This is a genomic window from Actinospica durhamensis (genome assembly GCF_018139695.1).
GTDB lineage: Bacteria > Actinomycetota > Actinomycetes > Streptomycetales > Catenulisporaceae > Actinospica > Actinospica durhamensis.
In genome coordinates this window covers 58,164-80,989 of sequence record NZ_JAGSOG010000008.1, presented here as the reverse complement: position 1 = coordinate 80,989, position 22,826 = coordinate 58,164, and the positions used below count along the sequence as shown (strand labels likewise).

Annotated in this window: 17 protein-coding genes; 12 read left to right on the top strand and 5 right to left on the bottom strand. The window is 69.5% G+C overall.

Annotation, left to right across the window (positions count from 1 at the left end):
- Nucleotides 1–759 (bottom strand): LysR family transcriptional regulator (locus KDL01_RS03335; RefSeq protein WP_212526806.1); only part of this gene is annotated, 759 nt, incomplete at its 3' end.
- 71 nt (nucleotides 760–830) lie between these two features.
- On the opposite strand from KDL01_RS03335, the gene KDL01_RS03330 reads away from it, so the two are divergent.
- Nucleotides 831–1,769, top strand: a complete 939-nt coding sequence (locus KDL01_RS03330; protein WP_281415211.1) for a dihydrodipicolinate synthase family protein — start codon at nucleotides 831–833, stop codon at nucleotides 1,767–1,769.
- 116 nt (nucleotides 1,770–1,885) lie between these two features.
- Here the strand turns inward: KDL01_RS03330 and KDL01_RS03325 are convergent, their stop codons facing one another.
- On the bottom strand, nucleotides 1,886–2,800 hold the full coding sequence (locus tag KDL01_RS03325; RefSeq protein WP_212526804.1) for a helix-turn-helix transcriptional regulator: 915 nt from the start codon (nucleotides 2,798–2,800) through the stop codon (nucleotides 1,886–1,888).
- 179 nt (nucleotides 2,801–2,979) lie between these two features.
- Between KDL01_RS03325 and KDL01_RS03320 the strand changes: the two genes are divergently transcribed.
- The 4 genes from KDL01_RS03320 (at nucleotide 2,980) to KDL01_RS03305 (ending at nucleotide 8,329) form a co-directional block, all read left to right on the top strand.
- Complete coding sequence (locus tag KDL01_RS03320) at nucleotides 2,980–4,371, top strand: MFS transporter (RefSeq protein WP_212526803.1); 1,392 nt, start codon at nucleotides 2,980–2,982, stop codon at nucleotides 4,369–4,371.
- A 225-nt stretch (nucleotides 4,372–4,596) separates the two neighbouring features.
- On the top strand, nucleotides 4,597–5,691 hold the full coding sequence (gene nicT / locus KDL01_RS03315; protein ID WP_212526813.1) for a Nickel transporter NicT: 1,095 nt from the start codon (nucleotides 4,597–4,599) through the stop codon (nucleotides 5,689–5,691).
- Between the two features lie 130 nt (nucleotides 5,692–5,821).
- Entirely contained in the window at nucleotides 5,822–6,742 is a 921-nt protein-coding gene (locus KDL01_RS03310; RefSeq protein ID WP_212526802.1) for a phytanoyl-CoA dioxygenase family protein, read from the top strand.
- A 96-nt stretch (nucleotides 6,743–6,838) separates the two neighbouring features.
- Complete coding sequence (locus KDL01_RS03305) at nucleotides 6,839–8,329, top strand: GMC family oxidoreductase (protein ID WP_212526801.1); 1,491 nt, start codon at nucleotides 6,839–6,841, stop codon at nucleotides 8,327–8,329.
- 232 nt (nucleotides 8,330–8,561) lie between these two features.
- Here the strand turns inward: KDL01_RS03305 and KDL01_RS03300 are convergent, their stop codons facing one another.
- Nucleotides 8,562–10,406 carry a glycosyl hydrolase family 28-related protein gene (locus KDL01_RS03300; protein ID WP_212526800.1) on the bottom strand — a complete coding sequence of 615 codons (1,845 nt, stop codon included), beginning with the start codon at nucleotides 10,404–10,406 and terminating at the stop codon, nucleotides 8,562–8,564.
- Between the two features lie 151 nt (nucleotides 10,407–10,557).
- Entirely contained in the window at nucleotides 10,558–12,234 is a 1,677-nt protein-coding gene (locus tag KDL01_RS03295) for a glycoside hydrolase family 13 protein (protein WP_212526812.1), read from the bottom strand.
- 776 nt (nucleotides 12,235–13,010) lie between these two features.
- Between KDL01_RS03295 and KDL01_RS03290 the strand changes: the two genes are divergently transcribed.
- The 3 genes from KDL01_RS03290 to KDL01_RS03280 all read left to right on the top strand — a co-directional run bounded on the left by KDL01_RS03290 (nucleotide 13,011) and on the right by KDL01_RS03280 (nucleotide 16,366).
- A complete protein-coding gene (locus KDL01_RS03290; RefSeq protein WP_212526799.1) occupies nucleotides 13,011–14,384 on the top strand; it encodes an ABC transporter substrate-binding protein in 1,374 nt (457 codons plus the stop codon).
- Nucleotides 14,385–14,506: 122 nt separating this feature from the next.
- Nucleotides 14,507–15,475, top strand: coding sequence for a carbohydrate ABC transporter permease (locus KDL01_RS03285; protein ID WP_212526798.1), 969 nt, complete (start codon nucleotides 14,507–14,509; stop codon nucleotides 15,473–15,475).
- Between the two features lie 3 nt (nucleotides 15,476–15,478).
- Nucleotides 15,479–16,366 carry a carbohydrate ABC transporter permease gene (locus tag KDL01_RS03280; RefSeq protein WP_212526797.1) on the top strand — a complete coding sequence of 296 codons (888 nt, stop codon included), beginning with the start codon at nucleotides 15,479–15,481 and terminating at the stop codon, nucleotides 16,364–16,366.
- A gap of 146 nt (nucleotides 16,367–16,512) precedes the next feature.
- Here the strand turns inward: KDL01_RS03280 and KDL01_RS03275 are convergent, their stop codons facing one another.
- Complete coding sequence (locus tag KDL01_RS03275) at nucleotides 16,513–17,538, bottom strand: LacI family DNA-binding transcriptional regulator (RefSeq protein ID WP_212526796.1); 1,026 nt, start codon at nucleotides 17,536–17,538, stop codon at nucleotides 16,513–16,515.
- A gap of 275 nt (nucleotides 17,539–17,813) precedes the next feature.
- On the opposite strand from KDL01_RS03275, the gene KDL01_RS03270 reads away from it, so the two are divergent.
- From KDL01_RS03270 to KDL01_RS03255, 4 genes are all read left to right on the top strand, one after another.
- Nucleotides 17,814–18,836, top strand: a complete 1,023-nt coding sequence (locus KDL01_RS03270) for a LacI family DNA-binding transcriptional regulator (RefSeq protein WP_212526795.1) — start codon at nucleotides 17,814–17,816, stop codon at nucleotides 18,834–18,836.
- Between the two features lie 147 nt (nucleotides 18,837–18,983).
- Nucleotides 18,984–20,663 (top strand): ABC transporter substrate-binding protein, encoded by a 1,680-nt coding sequence (locus tag KDL01_RS03265; RefSeq protein ID WP_212526794.1) that lies wholly within the window; start codon nucleotides 18,984–18,986, stop codon nucleotides 20,661–20,663.
- 109 nt (nucleotides 20,664–20,772) lie between these two features.
- Nucleotides 20,773–21,846 carry an ABC transporter ATP-binding protein gene (locus KDL01_RS45815; protein WP_212526793.1) on the top strand — a complete coding sequence of 358 codons (1,074 nt, stop codon included), beginning with the start codon at nucleotides 20,773–20,775 and terminating at the stop codon, nucleotides 21,844–21,846.
- Entirely contained in the window at nucleotides 21,843–22,823 is a 981-nt protein-coding gene (locus KDL01_RS03255) for an ABC transporter permease (protein WP_212526792.1), read from the top strand. Before KDL01_RS45815 ends, KDL01_RS03255 begins: the two co-directional genes overlap by 4 nt.
- The last annotated feature ends 3 nt before the right edge of the window (nucleotides 22,824–22,826 follow it).

The window sequence follows — 22,826 nt, the reverse complement described above, 5'->3', positions numbered from 1 at the left end:
GGTGAGGGTCGTTCCCGCGGGCGGGTCGAGGGCGCCGAGGTGGGGGACGACTGCCACGCCCTGGCCGATGGCGACGAGGGCGAGGACGGTGGCGAAGTCGTCGGCTTCGTGGCGTATCCGGGGACTGAAACCCTCCGCTTCGCATGCTCTTTCGACCATGGCGCGGCACAACGTGCCGGGGGGCGAGACGATCCACGGGCTCTGGCGGTGGTCCGCGATCGAGCCGGAGGTTCGTGCGGCCAGGTAGAGCGGCTCGCTGAACAGTTCCCGGGTGCTCAGACCCGGTTCGCCCTTCGCGGGGACGAAGTCGTACTCGTGGATCAGGGCGACGTCGAGGTGGCCGGCGCGCAGTGCGTCCGGTACGTCGGCCGGGTCGAGCTCGGTGACGTGCGGCTCGAGCAGCGGGCTCGTGCGGCAGAGCGCGACCAGGGCGGCGGGGATGACGGCGCGGGCGGCGGTCGGGTAGCTGCCGATGCGTACCGGGCCAGCCGGGCCCGTACGGGCGCGGGCCAGTTCGGCCTCGGCCCGGGCGAGGTGTTCGAGTACTGCTTCGGTGTGGTCGACCAGATTCCGCCCGGCGGGGGTGAGGCTGACGCGGCGTCCGGTGCGGGTGAGCAGCGGCACTCCGGCCTCGCGTTCGAGCGTCGACAGCTGCTGCGAGACGGCCGAAGGGGTGAAGGACAGCGCTTGGGCGACGGCGGCGATGGTGCCGCGGTGGGACAGTTCGCGCAGCAGGCGCAGGCGATGCACGTCGAGCATCAGTTCACCTTACGCTCACCATGGGAAATGTGAGCTGGACCTGATGCTGGGCGGGTCGGCACCCTCGAGGTATGAATCCACACGGGATACACGGGATCTATGTGCCGATGGTGACGCCGTATGACGCGGACGGGTCGGTCGCCTCGGACGCGTTGCGGGATCTGGCTCGCTCGGTGCTGGCCGAAGGTGCGGCGGGGCTGGTCGCGCTCGGCACGACCGGGGAACCTGCGCTACTCACTGTGCGGGAGAAGAGCGAGATGGTCGCGGTGTGTGCCCAGGCGTGCCGGGAGTTCGGCGCACCGCTGATCGTGGGGACGGGAGGCAGCGCCACCGACCGTAGCGCGCGGGAGCTCGAGGAGTTGGCCGGCACCGGAGTGGCCGATGCCGCGTTGGTTCCTGCTCCGCCGTTCGTGCGACCTTCCCTTGCAGGAGTTCTGGCGCACTTCACTCATCTGGCCGAACACAGCCCGGTACCCCTGATCGTGTACGACGTCCCGTATCGGACCGGGTGCGCGCTCGATGCCCCGACCCTGCGCGCCCTCGGCCGTCTGCCCGGCGTGGTCGGGGTGAAGTTCGCGCACGGGACCGTGGACCACGACGCCGTCGATCTGCTCGGCGACCTGCCGCCCGGATTCGCCGTGCTGGCCGGGGACGACGTGTTCTTGGCACCCCTGCTCGCGCTGGGAGCGGCCGGCGGCGTCCTGGCTTCCGCGCATCTGGCCACGGCGCGGTTCGCCGAACTCGTCGAAGCCTGGGACAAGGGCGACCTGACGCGGGCACGCGTGCTCGGCCACGCGTTGGCCCGACTGTCGGAGGCGGTGTTCGCCGAGCCGAATCCGGCGGTCGTCAAAGCGGTGCTGGCCGCACAGGGCCGCATCCCGACCGCGGCGGTACGGCTTCCGCTGCTGCCCGCCTCGGGCGACGCGGTCGCCCGGACCCTCAGCGCGTTGAACGCGTTGAATGCTTTGGAATGCTCTGATCACCGGGCTCTACTTCGTGCGCAACCCTGAGAAGCTCCCGCCTCGAGCAGGAGGCCGCTCTACGTCGCTGAGTTGTCGCCAAGCCGACGAGTGAGGTGCGCGAGCGATGAGAACTGCGAGCCGACCGATCCTGCGAATGCCTCTGATCAGGCGGCTACGCGCAGGCCGTGGCGGCGCTCGTGTTCGTCGAGGAGGCGCTCGAGGCGTTGGCGGGTGTCGGTCTCGGCGAGCGGGGTGTGCATGACGACGGTCAGGTCCGGCCATTCCGGCACGCGCAGCTGGGTGGTCTCGAAGCGCAGCTCGCCTACTTGTTCGTGCTGGTAGACCTTGTGGTTCACGCCTGCGGCCTCGACTTCGTGCAGGTCCCAGAGCTGGGCGAAGTAGGGGCTGGTGCGCAGCAGGCGGTTGACGACCTCGTGGTAGCCGGGGTCGCCGGGGCTGTTGGTCATCTCGGCGCGGTACTGGGCCACGAGGCGGCGGGAGATCTGGTCGGCGACCTGGTAGCCGCGCTTGAACTGCTCGCCTTCGAAGAACTCGACCAGGCAGTTGCCGCCCGCCCTCAGGCCGAGGACCAGGTGGGCCGCGGCGTTCGTGGCGGTGATGTTCCAGTAGCGGTCGACGATGTGGCCCGGGTTGGGCCACCAGGCGTCGATCATGCGCTGCAGGGCCGGGCAGCCGTCCTGGGTGCGCATCGCGGCGGCGCGCAGGGGCGGCGGGGTCAGGCCGGCGAGGGCGTAGAGGTGCTGGCGCTCGGGCTCGGAGAGCTTCAGGACCCGGCCGACGGCGTCGAGTACCTGGGCCGAGACGGTGATGTCGCGGCCCTGCTCAAGCCACTGATACCAGGACACGCCGACGCCGGCGAGTACGGCCACCTCTTCGCGACGCAGGCCGGGGGTGCGGCGGCGGCCCGCGCCGGCGGGCATTCCCGCCTCGGCCGGGGAGATCTGGGCCCGGCGGCTGATCAGGAAGTCGCGCAGTTCGGCGCGGCGGCGTTCGTCGGGGGCGAGGACCGGAGCCGCGGCGGGATCGAGTGCGGCGGGTGCGGGGGTGGCGAGCACCATGTGCGGGTTCCTCTCACGCCGTGGCTGGTGGTGGCGACACCACCATAAGCACACTCTCGGGACGGATTGTTCCGCGGCCGCAGGCTGGGGGCATGACCGAGATCTTGAGTGGTGCGCGCGGGATCGATGCGCAGAGAACTGATAGGGACGTGGAGCCGGCGTCGAGGCGCGGCGGGGGGATGGACCGGCGGGGGCGGCTGGTATTGCTGGTGCTGTGCACGGCCAACTTCCTGGTCGGCATCGACTTCTCCATCCTCACCATCGCGGTGCCGGCGATCGGGCGCGATCTGCACCTCGGCGAGTCGGACCTGCAGTGGGTCGCGACGGCGTTCGCGCTGCCATCGGGCGGACTGCTGTTGCTGTTCGGGCGCACCGGGGACCTGATCGGGCGGCGACGGGTGTTCCTGGGCGGGATGGTGCTGTTCACGCTCGCGTCGCTGCTGACGGCGCTGGCCTGGAGTCCGGCCGTGCTGCTGACGGCGCGGGCGTTACAGGGCTTGGGCGCGGCAGGCGTGGTGCCGACCGGGATGGCGCTGCTGACCACGTCGTTCGCGGAGGGGCGGGCCAGGGACCGGGCGCTGGGAATCGCCGGGTCGCTGATGGCCACCGGGTTCACCGTGGGCACGCTGATCGGCGGCGTGGTGACCGACCTGGTCGGCTGGCGCTTCACCATGGTGCTGCCGATCGTGCTCGGCGTGCTGGTCGTGGCGGGCACGCCGCTCCTGGTCGAGGAGAGCCGCAACTCCCGGCGCGAGCGGCTCGACCTGCCCGGCGCGGTGACCGTCACAGGTGGGCTGCTCGCGCTGATCTACGCGCTCAGCACGGCCGCGCAGGGCGGGTGGGGGCGGCCGAGTGTGCTCGGGACGCTGGCCGCGGGCGTGGTGCTGCTGGCCTTGTTCCTGGCGGTGCAGGCGCGCTCCGCGCAGCCGCTGGTCTCGCTCAGGGTCCTGCGTCGCCGCACGGTGGCGCTGGGAAACCTGGGCGGACTGCTGGCGTTCGCCACCGCCACCTCGGTGTCCTTCGTCGGCGAGCTGTTCCTTCAGCAGGTCAACGGCCTGAGCCCGATCCAGACCGGGCTGGTGTTCGGCTGGCTGGGCGTGGTGGCGGCCGTCTCGGGCAACCTGGCGCCGCGGGCGATCGGGCGCTTCGGCTCGGGGAACGTGCTGGTGGTGGGACTGTTCGTGCAGGGGCTCGGCACCGTGGTCATCGCGACGATGACCCGCGGCGACAGCGTGGTGATCCTGTTGCTGGGCGGGACCGTGTGGATCTACGCCAACCTGCAGGCGATCGTCGGATACAACGTGACCGCGACCTCCGGCCTGCCGGACGTGGAGCAGGGGCTGGCCACCGGCCTGGCCACCACGACGCAGCAGGTGGGGTTGACCGTCGGGATCCCGGTCATGAGCGCCTTGGCCGCCGGCCGTACGAACGGGCTGGTGCGCTCGGGGCGGGGCCAGCTCGACGCGCTGGCCGGCGGGTTCCACCTGGCGATGGGGGTGAACGCGGCGATCACGCTGGGCGGCGCGCTGCTGCTGGGCGTGGCGCTGCGGCGGCGGGTGCGCGAGCGCTGACGCGGCGGTGCGGCGCGGTCCCCGTCCGCTGCCCGCGGACGGGGATCATGCGCTGAACAGGGCGCGAAGAAGACAAACCCGGCTTTCGCCACGGCGCGCTACTTGCGAACTATTTGCATTTGCGGCCATGATGCATCAGGGCTCGCGACCGCGGGCGCCCTGAGACCCGTCCCGGACCCGTCTCGAGCCACCGCCGACCGTGAGGAAACTCCCGTGACCGCCACGATGCCCGACCAGGCCATGGGCCGCATCGCCCGGCTGCGCGCGATGCTCACGCCGCGCGAGTGGCGCCGGATGCTGCTCATGTTCGGCATCATCGCGCTGCTGCACGTGATCGGCTTCGGCATCTTCGCGGTGGCGGTCGTGCCGGAGCACTACAAGGGGCTGGGCATCGGGGTGGCCGTGCTGGCCTACACGCTCGGGATGCGCCACGCCTTCGACGCCGACCACATCTCCGCGATCGACAACACCACCCGCAAGCTCATGCACGAGGGACAGCGGCCGCTGAGCGTCGGGTTCTTCTTCTCGCTCGGGCACTCGACCATCGTCATGGCGATCGGTATCGGAATCGTGTTCGCCGAGCGGGCCGTGTACTCGGCCGTGGCCAACCCGAACTCGCGGCTCGAGCAGTTCGGCGGGGTCTTCGGCACGAGCGTCTCGGCCACCTTCCTGTTCCTGATCGCGGCGCTGAACCTGGTGATCCTGGCCGGGATCATGAAGGTGTGGCGCTCGATGCGGCGCGGCGAGTACGACGAGGAGGCGCTGGACGCGCAGCTGGCCCAGCGCGGCCTGATGAACCGGTTCTTCGGGCGGTGGATGCGCACGATCCGCAAGCCCTGGCAGATCTATCCGGTCGGGGTGGTCTTCGGGCTCGGCTTCGACACCGCGACCGAGGTGGCGCTGCTGGCCACGACCGCGCTGCTGGCCAGCCAGCACGTGCCCTGGTACGCGATCATGGCGCTGCCGGTGCTGTTCACCGCGGGCATGACGCTGTTCGACACCATCGACGGCTGTTTCATGAACCTGGCCTACGGCTGGGCCTTCCTGAACCCGGTGCGCAAGGTCTACTACAACCTCACCATCACCGGTCTCTCGGTGGGCATCTGCCTGTTCATCGGCTCGATCGAGGCGCTCGGGCTGCTCGGACAGGAGCTGCACCTGTCCGGATCGTTCTGGAACGCGGTGTCCGGGTTCGACATCAACCGGGCCGGTTTCGTGATCGTCGGGCTGTTCGTGGTGACCTGGCTCGCGGCCATGGCGGTGTGGCGGTTCGGGCGGATCGAGGAGAAGTGGGGATCCGCGCTGCGCGACGCGCCGTGACCGGCGCTCTTGGCGTAGAGTCCGTGGCGCCGCCTGCAACCGGAGCCGTGTGCCAAACGTCTCTAGGTCAGCCGGTTTTCTCTGGTCACGGGTTATACCCGAGAGCTCCTCGAGAAGGGGGTTGCGCACTATGTCCATGATGATGGGAGAGTCCATACCGGAGGCCGCCGAAAGCGGGCGTCCTACCGTGCCCTATGACGGCATCCAGATCACGGACGAGCAGCGCGCCGCGTTCGACCGCGACGGCTTCTTCATCATCCGGGACGCGATCCCGCCGGTGCTGATGGAGCGGCTGATCGAGGCGCAGGACCGGGTCTACGCGCTGCAGAAGGCCGAGGGCCGGCTGGACAAGCGCGATCAGAGCATGCACCTGATGGGCTTCCTGCACCGGGACAAGGTCTTCCTCGAGCTGCTCGAGCTGCCCACCGTCTTCCCGCTGGTGTGGGGCATCCTGGGCTGGAACATCCACGCCTATCACCACCACATCGACATCCACCCGGGCGTCCCGGCCGAGACCCGCAAGACCTGGCGCTGGCACCAGGACGGCGGCCGGCAGAACCTTGAGATCGAGACCGGGCCGGAGCGGCCGCTGCTCTCGATCCGCACCGCGTTCTACCTCTCGGACCTCTCCGAGCCGGGCCGCGGCAACTTCATGTGCATCCCGGGCTCGCACAAGACCAGCAGGCTGGCCCGGCCGGAGGACCTCTCGGTCGACGTCGAGCAGCCCGAGGGCGCGATCGAGGTCTGCGCGAACAAGGGCGATGTGGTGCTGTTCGACCGCCGGCTCTACCACGGCCGCTCGGACAACTACTCGGACATCGCCCGGCGCTGCCTGTTCATCGGCTGGACCTACCGCTGGATCGCGCCGCACGAGGACCGGGTCCTGACCCCCGAGCACCCGTGGTGGAACGAGCTGACCCCGATCCAGCAGCAGTTGCTCGGCGGGGGCAAGGACGCGCTGTCCTACTGGGGCATCGGCGACAGCTACCCGCTGCGCGAGTACCTGCGGGAGCGCAGCCTGCTCGACATGAAGGTGAACAACAACCGCTGACGGCCCGGCTCCGGCGCGGCGCACGGTGCGTACGCCGCGCGTGGAGCGGGTAGGAGTGCCCCCGATTCGCCGCATTGAGCCGGATTGGGGGCACACATGTCCGACCAGCCCGCCGTATCAGACGTCGATATCGCGGTCGTCGGGGGCGGTGCGGCCGGGTGCGTGCTGGCCGCGCGCCTGTCCGAACGGCCGGACCGGACGGTGGCCCTGATCGAGGCGGGCCCCGACTACCCGGATCCCGAGGCGCTGCCGGAGGATCTGCGCTCCGGGTGGCGCTCGGCCGGCAGCCACGACTGGGGGCTGACGGACGAGGCGACCGGTGCGGTGGTGGCCCGGGCCAAGGTGGTCGGCGGGTGCAGCGCGACCAACGGCACGATCGCGTTGCGCGGGGCGAGCGCGGACTTCGACGGCTGGGCCGCCCTGGGCAATCCCGGCTGGTCCTTCGCGCAGGTGCTGCCGGACTTCCGGCGGATCGAGACCGACCTCGACTTCAGCGACGACTGGCACGGGCAGCATGGTCCGGTGCCGATACGCCGGTACGGGCCGAAGGAGCTGACCGCGGTCAACGCGGCGGCGTACGAGGCCTTGGTCGAGGCCGGGTTCGCCGAGGTGACGGACCACAACCGGCCGGGCGCGATCGGGGTGGGCCCGGCGCCGGTGAACACGGTCGGCGGGGTGCGGATGAGCGCGGCCGCGACCTATCTGCGCCAGGCCAGGGACAGGCCGAATCTCAGCATCCTGGCGGACGCGACCGCGGACCGGGTGCTGCTGGAACGGGGCACGGCCACCGGGGTGCGTCTGGCCGACGGCCGGATCGTGCGCGCGGGCCGGGTGGTGCTGGCCGCCGGAACCTACGGCTCCCCCGCGATCCTGCTGCGCACCGGCATCGGCCCGGCGCACGACCTGGCGGTGCTCGGACTGCCGTGCCGCTCGGATCTGCCCGGCGTGGGCGCGAATCTGCAGGAGCATCCGGGGATCTCGGTCATCTGGCCGCTGGCCCGGGAACTGCCGGACGGGCCGCGCTTCCAGATCGTGGCGACGCAGGCGGCGCCGGGGCACACCGCGGGCGACGGACCGTGGCTGCAGCATGTGCCGGCCGCGACTCCCACGCTGTTCTGGGTCTCCGCGACGGTGATGAATCCGCGTTCGCGCGGCCGGGTACGCCTGGCCACGCTCGATCCGCTGGCTCGGCCGCGGATCACGCTCAACCTGCTGGCCGAGCTCGAGGATCTCGCGGCGATGGTCGAGGGCGTGCGTTCGGCCCGGCACGTCGGCGCGCGCGGCCCGCTCAAGGAACTGGCCGGCGGGCCGGAGCAGTGGCTCGGCGCGGGGATACAGGATCCTGCCGAACTCGCGGACGCGCTGCGCCGGGCGGTGTGGACGTACCACCACGCCTGCGGAACCTGTGCCATGGGCCCGGATCCGCAGACCGGCTCCGTGGTCGACGCGCAGGGGCGGGTCTACGGGGTGGACAACCTGTGGGTGGCGGACGCCTCGATCATGCCGGTGATTCCGAGTGCGAACACGCATCTGCCGACTCTGATGATCGCGGAGCACCTGGCCGGCCAGATCGCCGCGGCGGACTGAGCAAGGCCGTTTCGCCATGTTCCACGTGGAACAGTATGCTGCATAATGCATGATGTTCCACGTGGAACACTGCCGGAAAGCCGTGAGCAGGATCTGCCCCGCGGGTCTCGAGCCCCTCCAGACAAAGGTACGCCGGACCCGGCCCGCCAGTGTGCGGTCTGGCGAAAATGGCCGGGTCCGGCGCTCCCTGTGCGAGCGCTTACCCTCAGTCAGCGCTCGTCTTCATCCCCGCTCACGGAACCGCGGGCGAGGGGGTCGGGAAGTAGGCCAGTGTCGGGCTCAGGCTCCAGCCGGAGTTGCCGGGGCCGAGCACGAACTGGAACTGCGGGGTGGCCGGCGGGTACTGGTCCTGCACCGTGCCGGTCACGCCGACGCCGGAGGCGTGCACGTTCGCCACGTACGCGCTGCCCTGCGTCTCGCCCTGGAACACCACCGTGCCCACGTTCTGGATGTCCGCGTGGTCGATGGTCAGGCCGCTGATGCCGAGGCCGGTGCCGTCGCCGGAGACCAGTTCGAAGACGCTGTACGGGGTGTCGAAGACGTTCAGGTAGGTCAGGTTCACCTGGACGCCGGTGAGCGCGTAGTCGTACGCGTCGATCTGGACCGCGCTCATCGGGTGGCCCCAGTTCGGGTTCATCGCGCCGGCCCGGATCACGGTGTCGTGCGAGGCGTCGATCGTGCCGGAGAGCGTGGTGAAGCCGGGGCTGGCGAACTGCTCGTTGGAGATGGTCAGGCCGCTGCCGAGGGCGTTGGTGTCAGCGATGACGTCGTGCGCGATGGTGTTGTCGGTGCCGCCGTACTCGGCGATGCCGTTGGCCAGGTTGGTCTGCTCGACCGTGTCCCAGGCCAGGACGTCGTGCGCGTCGTTCGCCGGATAGGACCACAGGGCCAGGCCGTCGTCGCCGGTGTTGCGCACGAACACGTTGTACACCAGGTCGCCGGTGGCGTTGCCGTTGAGGTTCAGGCCGTCCGCGTCGGTGTCGAAGATCTCGGTGTTGCGCACGGTCACGTTCGTGTTGCCGTACTGCAGCCACAGGCCGACGTTGGTGTTCTGGATCCAAAGGCCGTCCACCACCGCGCCGGTGCCGAGCGAGCCGTTGATCGCGTTGGCGGTGCTGTCATCGTGCCGGCCGACGGTGGAGCCGAGGATGGCGAAGTTCTTCAGGTTCACCGGGCCGGGGACGGCGGCGGTGTTGTCGATGAAGGCGTTCGAGTGGATCCGGGTATACCAGGACCCTGCGCCCTCGAGGGTGGCGGCGGAGATCTGCAGCGAGGAGCCGACGGTGAAGTCGCCCGCCGGGATCCAGACCGCCTCGTGCGCGGCGTTCGCGGCGGAGACGGCAGCCGCGAACGCCGCGGTCGAGTCGGTCGCGCCGGTCGGGTCCGCGCCCTCGCTCAGCACGGAGACCGTGTGCGCGGGCTGACGCAGCGGCGCGGCCACCTGGTAGAAGTCGGCGAGGTTGATCGTGTACGGCAGCGCGGTGTCCTGGGCGTCGGCCTGCAGCCGGACCGTGTCGCCGCGGTGGAGCTGGAAGCCGAACATGATCCGGACGTCGTTGTAGAAGTGGTGCGTCTGGCTGCCGTAGATCTGCGGCGTGTCGATGTAGCTGTACGCCGAGGTGAGCGAGAGCTCCTGCTTCTGGCGCACGCCGTTGACGTAGACCGACAGCGTGCCGGTGGTTCCCTGCGGCAGGGCGTAGTCCACGTCCACCGCGTTCGCACTGGCGGCGAGGGTGAACTGGACGTACTGGCCGGCCGCGGTCAGTTGCACGGCTTCGCGTCCGACGGCCTCGGAGGCCAGGGTGCCCTGGGTGTAGTCGGGGCCGATGACCGAGCCGTCGGTGGCGGCGTTCGCTCCGGTGGCCAGGTATTCGCCGGTCAGTCCGGGCACCGTGGCGCCGCCGTCATAGGACGGATCGAAGGCCGAGCGTGGTCCGGTCGCCGTGTGCGCGGCCGCGGAGTTGGCGGCCGGGGCGGACGCGGACGCGGCCTGGGCCGCACCGGTGACGCCGAGGCCCAGCAGCCCGGACGCGGCGGCGGCGGCGAGCAGGCCGAGACGTGCACGTGGTCGAGGCAAGGACGGTTCCTCTCCATTGAGTAAGGGTCTTGCGGATCAGTGGTGCGACGGTGCGGCGGTGCAGGTGCGGTAATGCGGTGCAGCGGTGGTGCGGTGGTGCGGTGGAACCTTGGCACCCCCGTGTGCGCGCGGGGGAAGGGGAAGGCCGGGCTCAGCTCAGCCGGAGCCAGGCGGCGGTGTCCGCCGGCAGCAGGCCGTCCTCGGTGAGCGGGCCGGACTGGAGCAGGATCGTGCTGTGCGGCGGCAGCGGCGCGGGCTCGGTGCCGAAGTTGAGCACGCTGGCGAAGTCCTCGCCGCGGCGGAAGGCGAGCACCTCGGGGGCCGAGGGCAGCCAGCGCAGGTGCTCACGGTCGCTGCGCAGCCCCGGCTCGGCGCGCCGGACGCGCAGGGCTTCGCGGTAGAGCTCGAGCATCGAGCCCTGCTCCCCGGTCTGCGCCTCCACCGTCATCCGGCTCCAGCTCTTGGGCTGCTCGGGCAGCCAGGGCTGCTCGCTCGCGCCCTCGGGGCTGAAGCCGAACGGCGGCTCCTTGCCGGACCAGGGCAGCGGCACCCGGCAGCCGTCGCGTCCCGGGTCCTCCCCGTTGGTGCGCAGCCACATCTGGTCCTGCTTGTTCTCGTCCGGGATGTCCTCGACCTCCCACAGGCCGAGCTCCTCACCCTGGTAGATATATGCCGACCCGGGCAACGAAAGGCTCAGCAGCGCGGCGGCACGGCCGCGGCGGGTGCCGAGCTCGAGGTCGAGCGGGGTGTCGAAGCGCCGGGTGGCGAAGGCGAAGCTGGTGTCGGCCCGGCCGTAGCGGGTGACGTGCCGGGTGACGTCGTGGTTCGAGAGCACCCAGGTCGCCGGGGCACCGACCGGCAGGTGCGCGGCGATGGTCTCCTCGATGACCCGGCGCAGCTCCCGCGGATCCCAGGGGCAGGAGAGGAAGGCGAAGTTGAAGGCGGTGTGGATCTCGTTGGGGCGCAGGTACATCGCGAACCGGTTCGGGTCCGGCAGCCAGACCTCTCCGATCAGGGCCCGGGGCGCGGCGTAGGAGTCGGCCACCGCCCGCCACTCCCGGTAGATGTCGTGGATCCCGTCCCGGTCGGTATAGGGGTGCGGCGCGTCGACGGGGGCGTCGGGGTCCATGTCGGCCAGGAACGGGTCCTTGACCAGGATCGCGGCGGAGTCGATGCGGATGCCGTCGGCGCCGCGGTCGAACCAGAACCGGAGGATGTCGAGGTGCTCCTCGCGCACAGCGGGGTGCTCCCAGTTCAGGTCCGGCTGCTCGGGCGCGAACAGGTGCAGGTACCACTGCCCCGGGGTGCCGTCCGGCTCGACGGTCCGGGTCCAGGCGGAGCCGCCGAAGTGGGAGATCCAGTTGTTCGGCGGCTCGTTCCCGCCGGGGCCGCGGCCGGGCCGGAACCAGAACCGGGCGCGCTCGTCCGAACGCGGCTCGGCGGCGAGCGCGGACCGGAACCACGGGTGCTGATCCGACACGTGGTTCGGCACGATGTCGATGATGATCCGGATACCGAGCGCGTGCGCCTCGTTGATGAGCGCGTCGGCCTCGTCCAGGGTGCCGAACACGGGGTCGATGTCCCGGTAGTCGGAGACGTCGTAGCCGCCGTCGGCGAGCGGCGAGGGGTACCAGGGGTTGAACCAGATGGCGTCGATGCCCAGGTCGGCGAGGTAGGGCAGACGGTCTCTGATTCCCTGCAGATCGCCGACTCCGTCACCGTTGCCGTCGGCGAAGCTGCGTACGTACACCTGATAGGTGATCGCGTCGCGCCACCAGGGCCCGCCGGCGGGGCCGCGGGTCGCCGCGTCCTGCGTGGCGGGCGCCACGGGGGTCGGGCGCTGCGCGGCGGTCTGATGGAGAGTCACGGGGCGGGCTCCTTCTCTGTCACATGCCGGTTGCGCACAACATACATAGCCCCACACAACTACGCAAGAGATCTACGTTTCCTGTGCAAAAACTAGATCACACATTGCCGGGTACGTCAGGCGAACCTGCTGGTGTCCTGCTCGTCTTGCGGAGCACAGCCGAAGCCGGGCGGGCCGAGGACGCCGGGAGGTGTCGAGTGCCGCGGGGGTGGGGATGCCGCTGGAGCGAAGAGAACGCCGGGGTGCGCGGCGCACCCGCCGCGCACCCCCGATCCAGGGCTCGCACGTCCTGCGCGCCCACCGCGCAGGACCGCTCCCACCACACCGGATGATCCTCACGGCAGCCGGCGAACCCGGTGACGAGCACGAATCCTGATGTGCCGGGGCGGACCGGGGCCGGGGCGGCGCACCGGCGGATCAGTGCCCTGCGCCGGGTGCGCCGCAAGCGCGCCGCGCAGGTGCGGCGCACGCGTACGGCGGGAGCTTGCCGCCGTGTTGCCAGGAGCGTGGCTGACGGCCGCCCCATCATGCAGAGTTGATTTTTTGCAGGACTTAGATCGAGGTCTTGCTAAGTTCAGCGTGCGTCTGTATGTTTTCGGCAGCCGAAGTACCGGAAGCCCGTCCGGGCGCTGCGGCCAGCCCTGAGATCCACTCAATGCAGAGATCCGCTCATTGACCAGCGCATCGGGAGCGAAATCCACTCCGATCCGCTGCACAATCCGGAAGGGATCCGTCGAATGAAAGCTCGCAAGGCCGCTGTGGCCGTCGCCGTTGGAATGGCGTTCGCCGCAGCCGGATGTTCCAGCAGCAGCAATAACTCCGGTACGCCGACCGCCGCCAACACCGGGCCGGTCACCATCACGGTCGGATGTGAGCCGCCTACGACTCAGAAGGCGCAGCGGCAGATGTTCCTCGACGACATCACCGCCTTCGAGAAGGCAAACCCCAACATCACGGTCAAGGGTGACGACGCGAACCCCTGCGACGTGCCGGCCAAGTTCACCGCGCAACTGGCCGCGGGCACCGAGGACAACGTCTTCTACACGTACTTCACGGACGCCCAGACGGTCATCTCGTCCGGCCAGGCGGCTGACATCCAGCAGTACGCCAGCCAGATCACCAACTACAGCAGCATCCTGCCGGGCCTGCAGAGCGTGTACAAGCCGAACGGCACCGGGGACCTGTACGGCATACCGGTGAACAACTACTCCGAGGGCCTGGTCTATAACAAGACCCTGTTCCAGAAGGCGGGCATCGCCAGCGCGCCGAGCACCTGGGACGAGGTCGAGGCCGACGCCAAGAAGATCAGCGCACTCGGCCCCGGCTACATCGGCTACGTGGACCTCAGCGCCCAGAACACCGGCGGCTGGCACTTCGCGGCCGAGGTCTTCTCCCGCGGCGGGCAGATGGTCACCGGCACCGGCGACAACGCCAAGGCCGCCTTCGACAACAGCACCGGCCTGTCGATCCTGCAGATGCTGCACCAGATGCGCTTCGTGGACAACGACATGGGCACCAAGCAGGGTCTGGCCTGGTCCGACCCGCAGCAGCTGATGGCCAGCGGCAAGCTGGGCATGTACATGGGCGCGCCGGACACCGTCACCAACATGCACTCCACGTACAACACGCCCTACACCAACATCGCCATGGCCCCGCTGCCCGGCGTGAGCTCGCCGACCGCGACGCTGCTCGGCGGTGACGGGTACATGTTCAACAAGAAGGACACCGCGGCCCAGATCCAGGCCGGCATCAAGTTCCTCAACTTCGAGTTCCTGACGCCCGGCGACGGCCAGTTCAACTACACCCGGACCGCCCAGCAGGGTCAGCCGGTGGGCCTGCCCGAGCCGGACCTGTTCACCTCCGGGTCGGCCGCCGACCAGCAGGCGAGCTCGGACGAGGCCGCCTCGGCGAACGTGCCGACGGACAACTTCAGCTCCTTCGCCCAGGCTCTGGGCACCATGCAGCTGATCGTCGAGCCGCCGGCGGCGCAGTCCATCTACGCCCAGGGCGACAAGATGATGTACGCGGTGCTGACCAACCCGAACGCGAACCTCCAGGCGCTGCTGGACACGTTCTCCAACGCGGCGAACCAGATCCTGCAGAACCAGTAAGCGGCTCCACCCCTGGCGCCGTCCCCGCCGGCCACCCGGCCCGCGGGGGCGGCGCCGATGCCGCCTCTCTCCTCACACCGACCAGACGCCGGGCGTCCGAAAAGAGCGGAAGTGTAGATCCGATGGCGACCATCAACGTTTCCCACGCCAAGGCGCGGGGACTGCCGAGAGCGGGCGGCCCGGTGCCGGCCGCGCGCCGCCGCAAAGCCCCTCTGGGCAGTCGGATACGGCGCAATCTGACCAGCTACGCCTTCCTCGTCGGGGCGATCCTGTGTTTCCTGCTCTTCTCGTGGTATCCGATCGTCCACGAGTTCCTGCTGAGCTTCCAGCACCTGAACGTGATCGGCCAGAGCGAGGGCTGGCGGGGCTGGCGCAACTACGAGAACATGATCCACGACCCGGGCTTCTGGACCTCGGTCCGGGTCACGCTCATGTTCACCGGGCTGGCCCTGATCTTCGGGTACGCGATGCCGTTCGTGCTCGCCGTGGGGCTCAACGAGTTCCGCCACGCGCAGAGCTACTTCCGACTGCTGGTCTACCTGCCCGTGATGCTGCCCCCGGTGGCCGCGGCGTTCCTGTGGAAGTGGTTCTACACCCCGGACAACAGCGGCATGTTCAACTCGCTGCTCCACTTCCTGCACCTGCCGACCTCGGCCTGGCTGCAGTCCCCCAACAACACCTTCGTCGTGTTCTGCATGGTCGTGTTCTCCACCTGGTCGAACATGGGCAGCGGCGTGCTGATCTACCTGGCCTCGCTGCAGGGGATCCCGGGTGAGCTCTACGAGGCGGCCGAGTTGGACGGGGCCGGGATCATCAAGCGGGTCTGGCACGTGACCATCCCGCAGACCCGGCTGATCCTCTCGCTCATGCTGCTGACGCAGATCGTGGCCACGATGCAGACGTTCACCGAGTCGCTGGTGCTCACCGGCGGCGCGAACGGCACCGGCACCATGGTCTACCTGATCTACCAGGACGCGACGAACCTCAGCAACTTCGGCGGCTCCGCGGCGATCAGCTCGGTGCTGCTGGTCGTGCTTGCCCTGTTCTCCGGGGCGTATCTGTACGTGAACCGGCGCTCGGCGGAGGTGTGAGACATGGCTGACTCGCAAACCAGGACCCTGATCTCCAGGGCCCAGCTGAGCCGGCCGCTGGCCCGCCGGATCTACTGGACCGCGCTGGTCGTCACGATCGTGGTGTTCGCGGTGTTCTTCCTCTTCCCGCTCTACTGGGTCGCCTCCAGCGGCCTGAAGTCGGCCGCCGAGGTGGAGCAGATCCCGCAGACCCTGATCCCGCACACCTGGGAATGGGGCAACTACGCCACCGCCTGGTCTAACTACGACCTCGGGCGGCTGATCTTCAACACGGCCTACTACGCCTTCGGCGCCCTGGTGCTGCAGCTGATCTTCGACGTCGCGGCGGCCTACGCGCTCTCGAAACTGCGGCCGGTGCTGGGCAACGCGGTGCTGTTCCTGATGCTGGGCACGCTGATGATCCCGGCCACGGTGCTGGTGATCCCGAACTACCTGACCGCGGTCAACGTGCCGTTGCTGCACTGGAGCCTGATCAACTCGCCGCTGGCGATCTGGCTGCCCTCGGTGGCCAACGGGTTCAACATCTTCCTGCTCAAGCGGTTCTTCGACTCCATCCCGGAGGAGCTGATGGCCGCGGCGGCGATCGACGGGGCCGGGCCGCTGCGCGCGCTGCGCTCGATCGTGCTGCCGATGTCCCGGCCGATCCTGGCGGTGGTCTCCATCTTCGCCATGGTCGCGGTCTGGAAGGACGTGCTCTGGCCGCTGCTGGTGATCACCGACACCTCGAAGATGACCATCAACGTCGGCCTGCTGAACCTGACCGGGGACGGCATCCCGATGAACGTGGAGATGGCCTCGCTGACCGTGGCCGCCATCCCGACGATCATCTTCTTCCTGATCTTCCAACGCAACATCATGTCGGGCCTGACGGCCGGCAGCCTCAAGGGCTGACGCCGCCCGGCGACCGACCGCTCCGGCCGGGAGCGCAGGTCAGCCGATTAGGTAAGCGCGCACAACGAATCGGGCCGTCCTCCCCACCGGTGTGGGGAGGACGGCCCGATCATTTCTTGCGCGATCTCGCCGCGGCCCGGCGGAGCCTATGCCGCGGCCGGAGCCGGGGCCGGAGCCGGCGCGGTGGAGCCGCGCACCACGAGTTCGGGTTCGAACAACAGCTCCTCGGCGGTGACCGGGAAGCCGTCGATCTGCCCGACCAGCATGGCCACCGCGGCCCGGCCGATCGCCTCGAGCGGCTGGCGCACCGTGGTCAGCGGCGGGTCGGTGCAGTTCATGAAGGCCGAGTCGTCGTAGCCGACCACGGACACGTCCTGGGGCACCCGCAGCCCGGCCCGGCGCACCGCGCGCACGGCGCCCAGCGCTATCGGGTCGCTGGCGCACACGATGCCGGTCACCCCGGCCTTCAGCAGCCGGGAGGCGGCCACCTGCCCGCCCTCGGTGGAGAACATGGTGTGCTCCACGAACTCGGCCGGAGCGGCCAGTCCGGCCCGCCCCGCGGCGATCAGGAAGGCCTCCTGTTTGCGCCGTGAGGGCATGTGGTCGGGCGGCCCGAGGATCAGGCCGATGCGTTCGTGGCCGAGCGAGACGAGGTGCCCGAAGGCCTGCTCGACGGCCACCGCGTCGTCCGTGGACACCCGCGGGAAGTCGAGGTTCTCGCTGGCCGCGTTCACCAGCACCACCGGCAGCCTCAGTTCGAGCAGGCGCAGGTAGTGGCCGTGCGGGGCGTCCGCCTCGGCGTACTGGCCGCCGCCGAAGACCATCCCGGAGACCTGCCGCTCGAGCAGCATGTCCACGTAGTCGGCCTCTGACATGCCGCTGGTGGTTCGGGTACAGAGCACCGCGGTGAAGCCGCGTTGCGCGAGTGCCCCGCCGACCACCTCGGCCAGCGCCGGGAAGATCGGGTTCTGGAGTTCGGGCAGGACGAGGCCGATCAGCCGGGCGCGCTCGCCCCGTAGCTGGGTGGGCCGCTCGTAGCCCATCACGTCGAGCGCGGTGAGGACGGCCGCGCGGGTGGCGGCCGAGATCCCGGGCTTGTCGTTGAGCACGCGGCTGACCGTGGCCTCGCTGACGCCGGCCTTCTTGGCCACATCGGAGAGTTTGCCTGGCATGCCTGCAAGTATACGGCATCTCGGTGCAAGAATGTTGCGGGAATTTCGATCTCTTGCGTTGTCTCGCGTGCGGGTTTGTTCACGCGGACGGCGAGGGGCCGTCGGGGCTTGTGTCCGCATTGCCGGAGTACCGGAACAGGGCACGAAGATCGCAGGTCCGTGAGCTGCCATGTTCGTTTCGTTATACGGCGTTCATTGACGGGAAACCGGGCCACGGCTTTACTTTCTCGCACGGTACCGGTTACGGAACCGGTACCGGAGGCGAGGAGGCAGCGTTGCCGATCACCATCACCGACGTCGCGATGCGCGCCGGCGTGAGCAAGACCACTGTCTCGCGCGTGCTCAACGGCAAGGGCGAACTCGACGCCGCGACCGCCGCCCGGGTCCGCCAGGTGATCGCCGAGCTCGGCTACGTTCCCAAGGCCGGGGCGGTGGGCCTGGCCCGCGGCCGCACCCGCGTCATCGGCATGCTGGTCCCCTCGCTCACCTGGCCGTGGATCGGCGAGGTGCTCCAGGGCACCGTGGACGTGGTCGAGTCCGCCGGATACGGGCTGATGCTCTTCACCTGCAACCAGGGCGATCAGTCCATGCGCCAGTTCGCCGGGCAGGTCTCGGCCAAGTCCTTCGACGGCCTGCTCGTGATCGAGCCCGAGGGCACCCTCGACTACATCAACTCCCTGCACGAACAGGGCCTGCCGGTGATCCTGATCGACGACCGGGAGCACCGCCCACGCTTCCCCTCGGTGGCGACCACCAACCGGATCGGCGGCGCCAGCGCGGCCGAGCACCTGCTCACCCTCGGACGCACCAAGCCCGCCGTGATCACCGGCGAGGTGCTCTGGGGCTGCACCAGGGAACGGCTGGCCGGCTTCCGGGCCCGGCTGGCGGAGGCGGGCCACCCGCTCGACCCGCGGCTGGTGCAGGGCGGGGACTTCACCTTCGAGGGCGGGCTGCGCGCGACCACCCGGCTGCTGCAGTCCGGCATCGCCTTCGACTCGATCTTCGCCCACAACGACCTCTCGGCCGCCGGCGTACTGCAGGCGCTGACCGAGGCGAAACTGCGCGTCCCCCAGGACGTGGCCGTCGTCGGGTTCGACGACGTCCCCCTGGCGGCGTACACCAACCCGCCGCTGAGCACCGTGCGCCAACCCATGCGCGCGATGGGAGAGGCGGCGGCACGGCTGCTGATGACGCACCTGGACTCCGGCGAACAGCTGCCGGACGAGGCGTTCATCGTCCCCACGGAACTGGTGGTCCGCGGATCCTCGCACCCCCAGGCCCGCAGCGCGGAGAACTGACCGCGCCGCAGCGCACACCCCCGACAACCAGTCCGGCCCACCGCGCAAAGAGGTGGGCCGGGTGGGACAAGGACCGGCAGCACGTTCCCGCGTGCGCCGTTCCACCGCACGTCATCCGCGAGTAGACGAAACTCAAGTGAGGGATACATGCGTACATCGAGAACTATAGCGGCCATAGCCGCCACGATCCTGGCAGCAGGCACCCTGAGCGCCTGCGGAGGTTCAAGCGGTTCGTCGACCGGCGGCGGCAGCTCCAGTAGCTCCGGGGTGCTCGACATCGGCATGCCCAACGGCCCGCAGAGCGACAACAACAACCCGTTCCTGAGCTCTTCGGCCGCCAACAGCCTCGGCTACAAGAACGTCATCTACGAACCCCTGGTGATGACGAACGTGGTCGAGCCCTCGCAGGCGGGCGAGGCGTGGCTGGCCACCGCGTGGAAGTGGTCGAACAACTACGAGCAGCTGGTGCTCACCATCCGCAACGGGGTGACCTGGTCCGACGGCCAGCCGCTGACCGCCGCGGACGTGGCGTACACGTTCAACCTGATCAAGAACAACGTGGCGCTGAACTCCTTCGCGATCCACTTCGGCACCATCAGCAGCAGCGGGAACACGGTCACGCTGACCTTCCCGACCTCGCAGTACGTGTACCAGACGCACATCCTCAACCAGTTCATCGTGCCCGAGCACATCTGGTCGAAGATCGCGAACCCGGCCACCGACCCGGACACCAACCCGGTCGGCTCGGGCCCGTACACGCTCTCGCACTTCAGCTCGCAGACCGTCACGCTCGCCCGGCGCGCCAGCTACTGGCAGGCCCTGCCGGCGGTCAAGACGCTGAACTACACCTCGTACTCGTCGAACACGACGCAGGAAACCGCGATGACCGACGGCGAGTCGGACTGGACCTTCGAGTTCATCCCGAACCCCTCGGTGACCTACACCGCGAAGGACCCGAAGCACCTGCAGCTGTGGTTCCCGGCGGTGCTCGGCATCCACGGCCTGTGGATCAACACCACGGTCAAGCCGTTCGACAACGCCAACCTGCGCAAGGCGATCAACGACGTGATCAACCGGGCGACGATCGTGCAGACCGGTGAGGACGGGTACTTCTACCCGACCGTCACCAGCAACACCGGCATCCCGACCCCGGCCGGCACCTCGTTCATCCAGGGCGCCTACACCTCCGACAACGCCACGGTGGACGTCAGCGCCGCCAAGGCCCTGATCACCGGCACCGCCGGGTTCAGCTACAGCGGCTCCACGCTGATGTACGGCGGCAAGGCCGTCACGCTGAACCTGTCCGACCCGGCCGGCTGGTCGGACTACGACACCGACCTGACGCTGATCCAGAACGACCTGGCCCAGATCGGCATCAAGGCCACCGTGTCCCAGCCGAACGCCAACACCTGGACCACGGACGTGGCCAACGGCGACTTCCAGGCCGTGCTGCACTGGACCAACAGCGGCTCGACCCCGTACGACATCTACGAGTCGATCCTGGACGGCGCCCAGTACGAGCCGATCGGCAAGACCGCCAACGAGAACTTCGAGCGGTACAACAACCCGGCGGCCACCGCCGCGCTCGACGCCTACGCCAACGCGGCCACCGACGACGCGCGCAACACGGCGCTGAGCACGCTCGAGGGCATCATGGTCAACGACATGCCGATCATCCCGATCATGGCGGCCAACGGCGGCGGCGAGTTCAGCACCAAGGACTGGACCGGCTGGCCCTCGGCGAACAACCCGTACGCCCCGGCCCAGCCGACCCTGATCAACTCGCTCGACATCATCCTGCACCTGCAGCCCGCCTCAGGGTCCTGATCCATCGCACTCGAACCACGGGAGTCGGCCGGCCGCGCGCCGGCCGGCTCCCGGGGCCTGTCGCACTCTCGCGCGGCGGGCCCCTCGACCCGTAGAAACGGAAACGAATGTGGACGTGATAGCCGCCGAGACGGCCGTCCTCGAGGCGGAGGGTCTCACCAAGCACTTCCCCCTGCCGGCCTCCGGCCGCGAACTACTCGGCGGACACGCCCGGGTGGTGCACGCGGTGGACGAGGTCACCCTCACCCTGCACCGTGGGCGGGTGACCGCCCTGGTCGGCGAGTCCGGCTCGGGCAAGTCGACCGTGGCCCGGCTGCTGGCCCACCTGCAACACCGCACCGACGGCTCGGTGCGGCTGCACGGGCAGGAGGTGAAGGTGCGCGGCGGACGCAAGCTGCGCGCCTACTGCCGCAGTGTCCAGCTGATCTTCCAGGACCCCTTCGCCTCGCTCAACCCGGTGCACACCGTGCGCTACACCCTGTCCCGGGCCCTGCGCGTGCACGGCCACGCGGGCCGGTCGAGAGCCGAACTCGACCAGGCCCTCACCGACCTGCTCGGCCGGGTGAGGCTGACCCCGGCCGAGCAGTACCTGGCCAAGTTCCCGCACGAGCTGTCCGGCGGCCAGCGCCAGCGCGTGGCCATCGCCCGCGCCCTGGCCGCGCAGCCGGAGGTGCTGCTCGCGGACGAGCCGGTCTCCATGCTGGACGTCTCGATCCGCCTGGGCGTGCTCAACCTGCTGCGCGACCTGAAGGAGCAGCTGCACCTGGCCGTGCTCTACATCACCCACGACATCGCCTCGGCCCGCTACTTCGCGGACGAGACCCTGGTGATGTACGCGGGCCGGATGGTCGAGGGCGGGCCGAGCGAGACCGTCACCCAGCACCCCGCGCACCCCTACACCAGGCTCCTGATCAACTCGGCACCCGACCCGGAGCGCCTGGGCACCGGGTTCGGCGAGTACGACGAGGACGGTGAACTGACCGAGGAGGAGGACCTGGGCGAGCCGCCGAGCCTGGTCACCCCGCCGACCGGCTGCCGCTTCCACCCCCGCTGCCCGCACGTGATGGAGCGCTGCAGCACCGAGACCCCGCCGCGGTTCGAGGTACCCGACCCCGACGGCGCACCCACGACCCAGTGGGCGGCCTGCTGGCTCTACGCGAACGAGGAGGCGAGCGCCGCATGAGACGCCTGCTGACCCGCCTTGGCTTCTATCTCTTCACCGCCTGGGCAGCGATCACGATCAACTTCCTCATCGCGCACACGCTGCCCGGCGACCCCGTCAGCGCCCTGCTGGCCAAGTACGCCGGCCAGATCAACTCCAGCGCGATCGCCTCGCTGACCGCGCTGTTCGGCCTGAACAAGCACCAGTCGCTGTGGGGTTCCTACCTCTCCTACTGGGGCCAGCTCGCGCACGGGAACCTGGGCATCTCCTTCACCCAGTTCCCCACCCCGGTCAGCACCCTGATCGGCCAGTACCTGCCGTGGACGCTGTTCCTGGTGGGCACCGCCACGGTACTCAGCTTCGTGATCGGCACCGGGCTCGGCGTGATCTCCGGCTGGCGGCGCGGGGCGTGGACGGACGGGCTGCTGCCGGCCGCCTCGTTCCTGTCCTCGATCCCGTACTTCTGGCTCGGCCTGATCGCGATCACCGTGTTCACCGGCCCGGGCAGCTGGCTGCCGGGCTCGTTCAGCTTCAGCCAGGGCCTGACCCCGGTGTGGACCACGTCCTTCGTGGGCGACGCGCTGCAGCACGCGATCCTGCCCGCCGCCACCATCGTGGTCTCCACCATGAGCGGCTGGATGCTGAGCATGCGCAACATGATGGTGACCGTCACCTCGGAGGACTACATCACCGTGGCGCACGCCAAGGGCCTGTCCGAGCGGCGGGTCATGCTCAGCTACGCCGCCCGCAACGCGCTGCTGCCGAACATCTCCGGCTTCGCCCTCTCCCTGGGCTTCATCGTCAGCGGTACCTTCCTGGTGGAGATCGTGTTCAACTACCAGGGCGTGGGCCTGCTGCTGCTCCAGGCCATCGGCGCGGACGACTACCCGCTGATGCAGGGGATCTTCCTGGTCATCACCCTGGCGGTGCTGGCCGCGAACTTCCTGGCCGACCTGGCATACCTGATCCTCGACCCGCGCACGCGCCAGGAGGGCTGACCG

Coding starts and splice junctions, on each gene's coding strand:
- KDL01_RS03275 (WP_212526796.1), bottom strand. CDS start 17,538: ATGCCAGGCAAACTCTCCGATGTGGCCAAGAAGGCCGGCGTCAGCGAG.
- KDL01_RS03305 (WP_212526801.1), top strand. CDS start 6,839: ATGTCCGACCAGCCCGCCGTATCAGACGTCGATATCGCGGTCGTCGGG.
- KDL01_RS03285 (WP_212526798.1), top strand. CDS start 14,507: ATGGCGACCATCAACGTTTCCCACGCCAAGGCGCGGGGACTGCCGAGA.
- KDL01_RS03255 (WP_212526792.1), top strand. CDS start 21,843: ATGAGACGCCTGCTGACCCGCCTTGGCTTCTATCTCTTCACCGCCTGG.
- KDL01_RS03320 (WP_212526803.1), top strand. CDS start 2,980: ATGGACCGGCGGGGGCGGCTGGTATTGCTGGTGCTGTGCACGGCCAAC.
- KDL01_RS03325 (WP_212526804.1), bottom strand. CDS start 2,800: ATGGTGCTCGCCACCCCCGCACCCGCCGCACTCGATCCCGCCGCGGCT.
- KDL01_RS03280 (WP_212526797.1), top strand. CDS start 15,479: ATGGCTGACTCGCAAACCAGGACCCTGATCTCCAGGGCCCAGCTGAGC.
- nicT (WP_212526813.1), top strand. CDS start 4,597: ATGCCCGACCAGGCCATGGGCCGCATCGCCCGGCTGCGCGCGATGCTC.
- KDL01_RS03265 (WP_212526794.1), top strand. CDS start 18,984: ATGCGTACATCGAGAACTATAGCGGCCATAGCCGCCACGATCCTGGCA.
- KDL01_RS03330 (WP_281415211.1), top strand. CDS start 831: ATGAATCCACACGGGATACACGGGATCTATGTGCCGATGGTGACGCCG.
- KDL01_RS03290 (WP_212526799.1), top strand. CDS start 13,011: ATGAAAGCTCGCAAGGCCGCTGTGGCCGTCGCCGTTGGAATGGCGTTC.
- KDL01_RS03310 (WP_212526802.1), top strand. CDS start 5,822: ATGTCCATGATGATGGGAGAGTCCATACCGGAGGCCGCCGAAAGCGGG.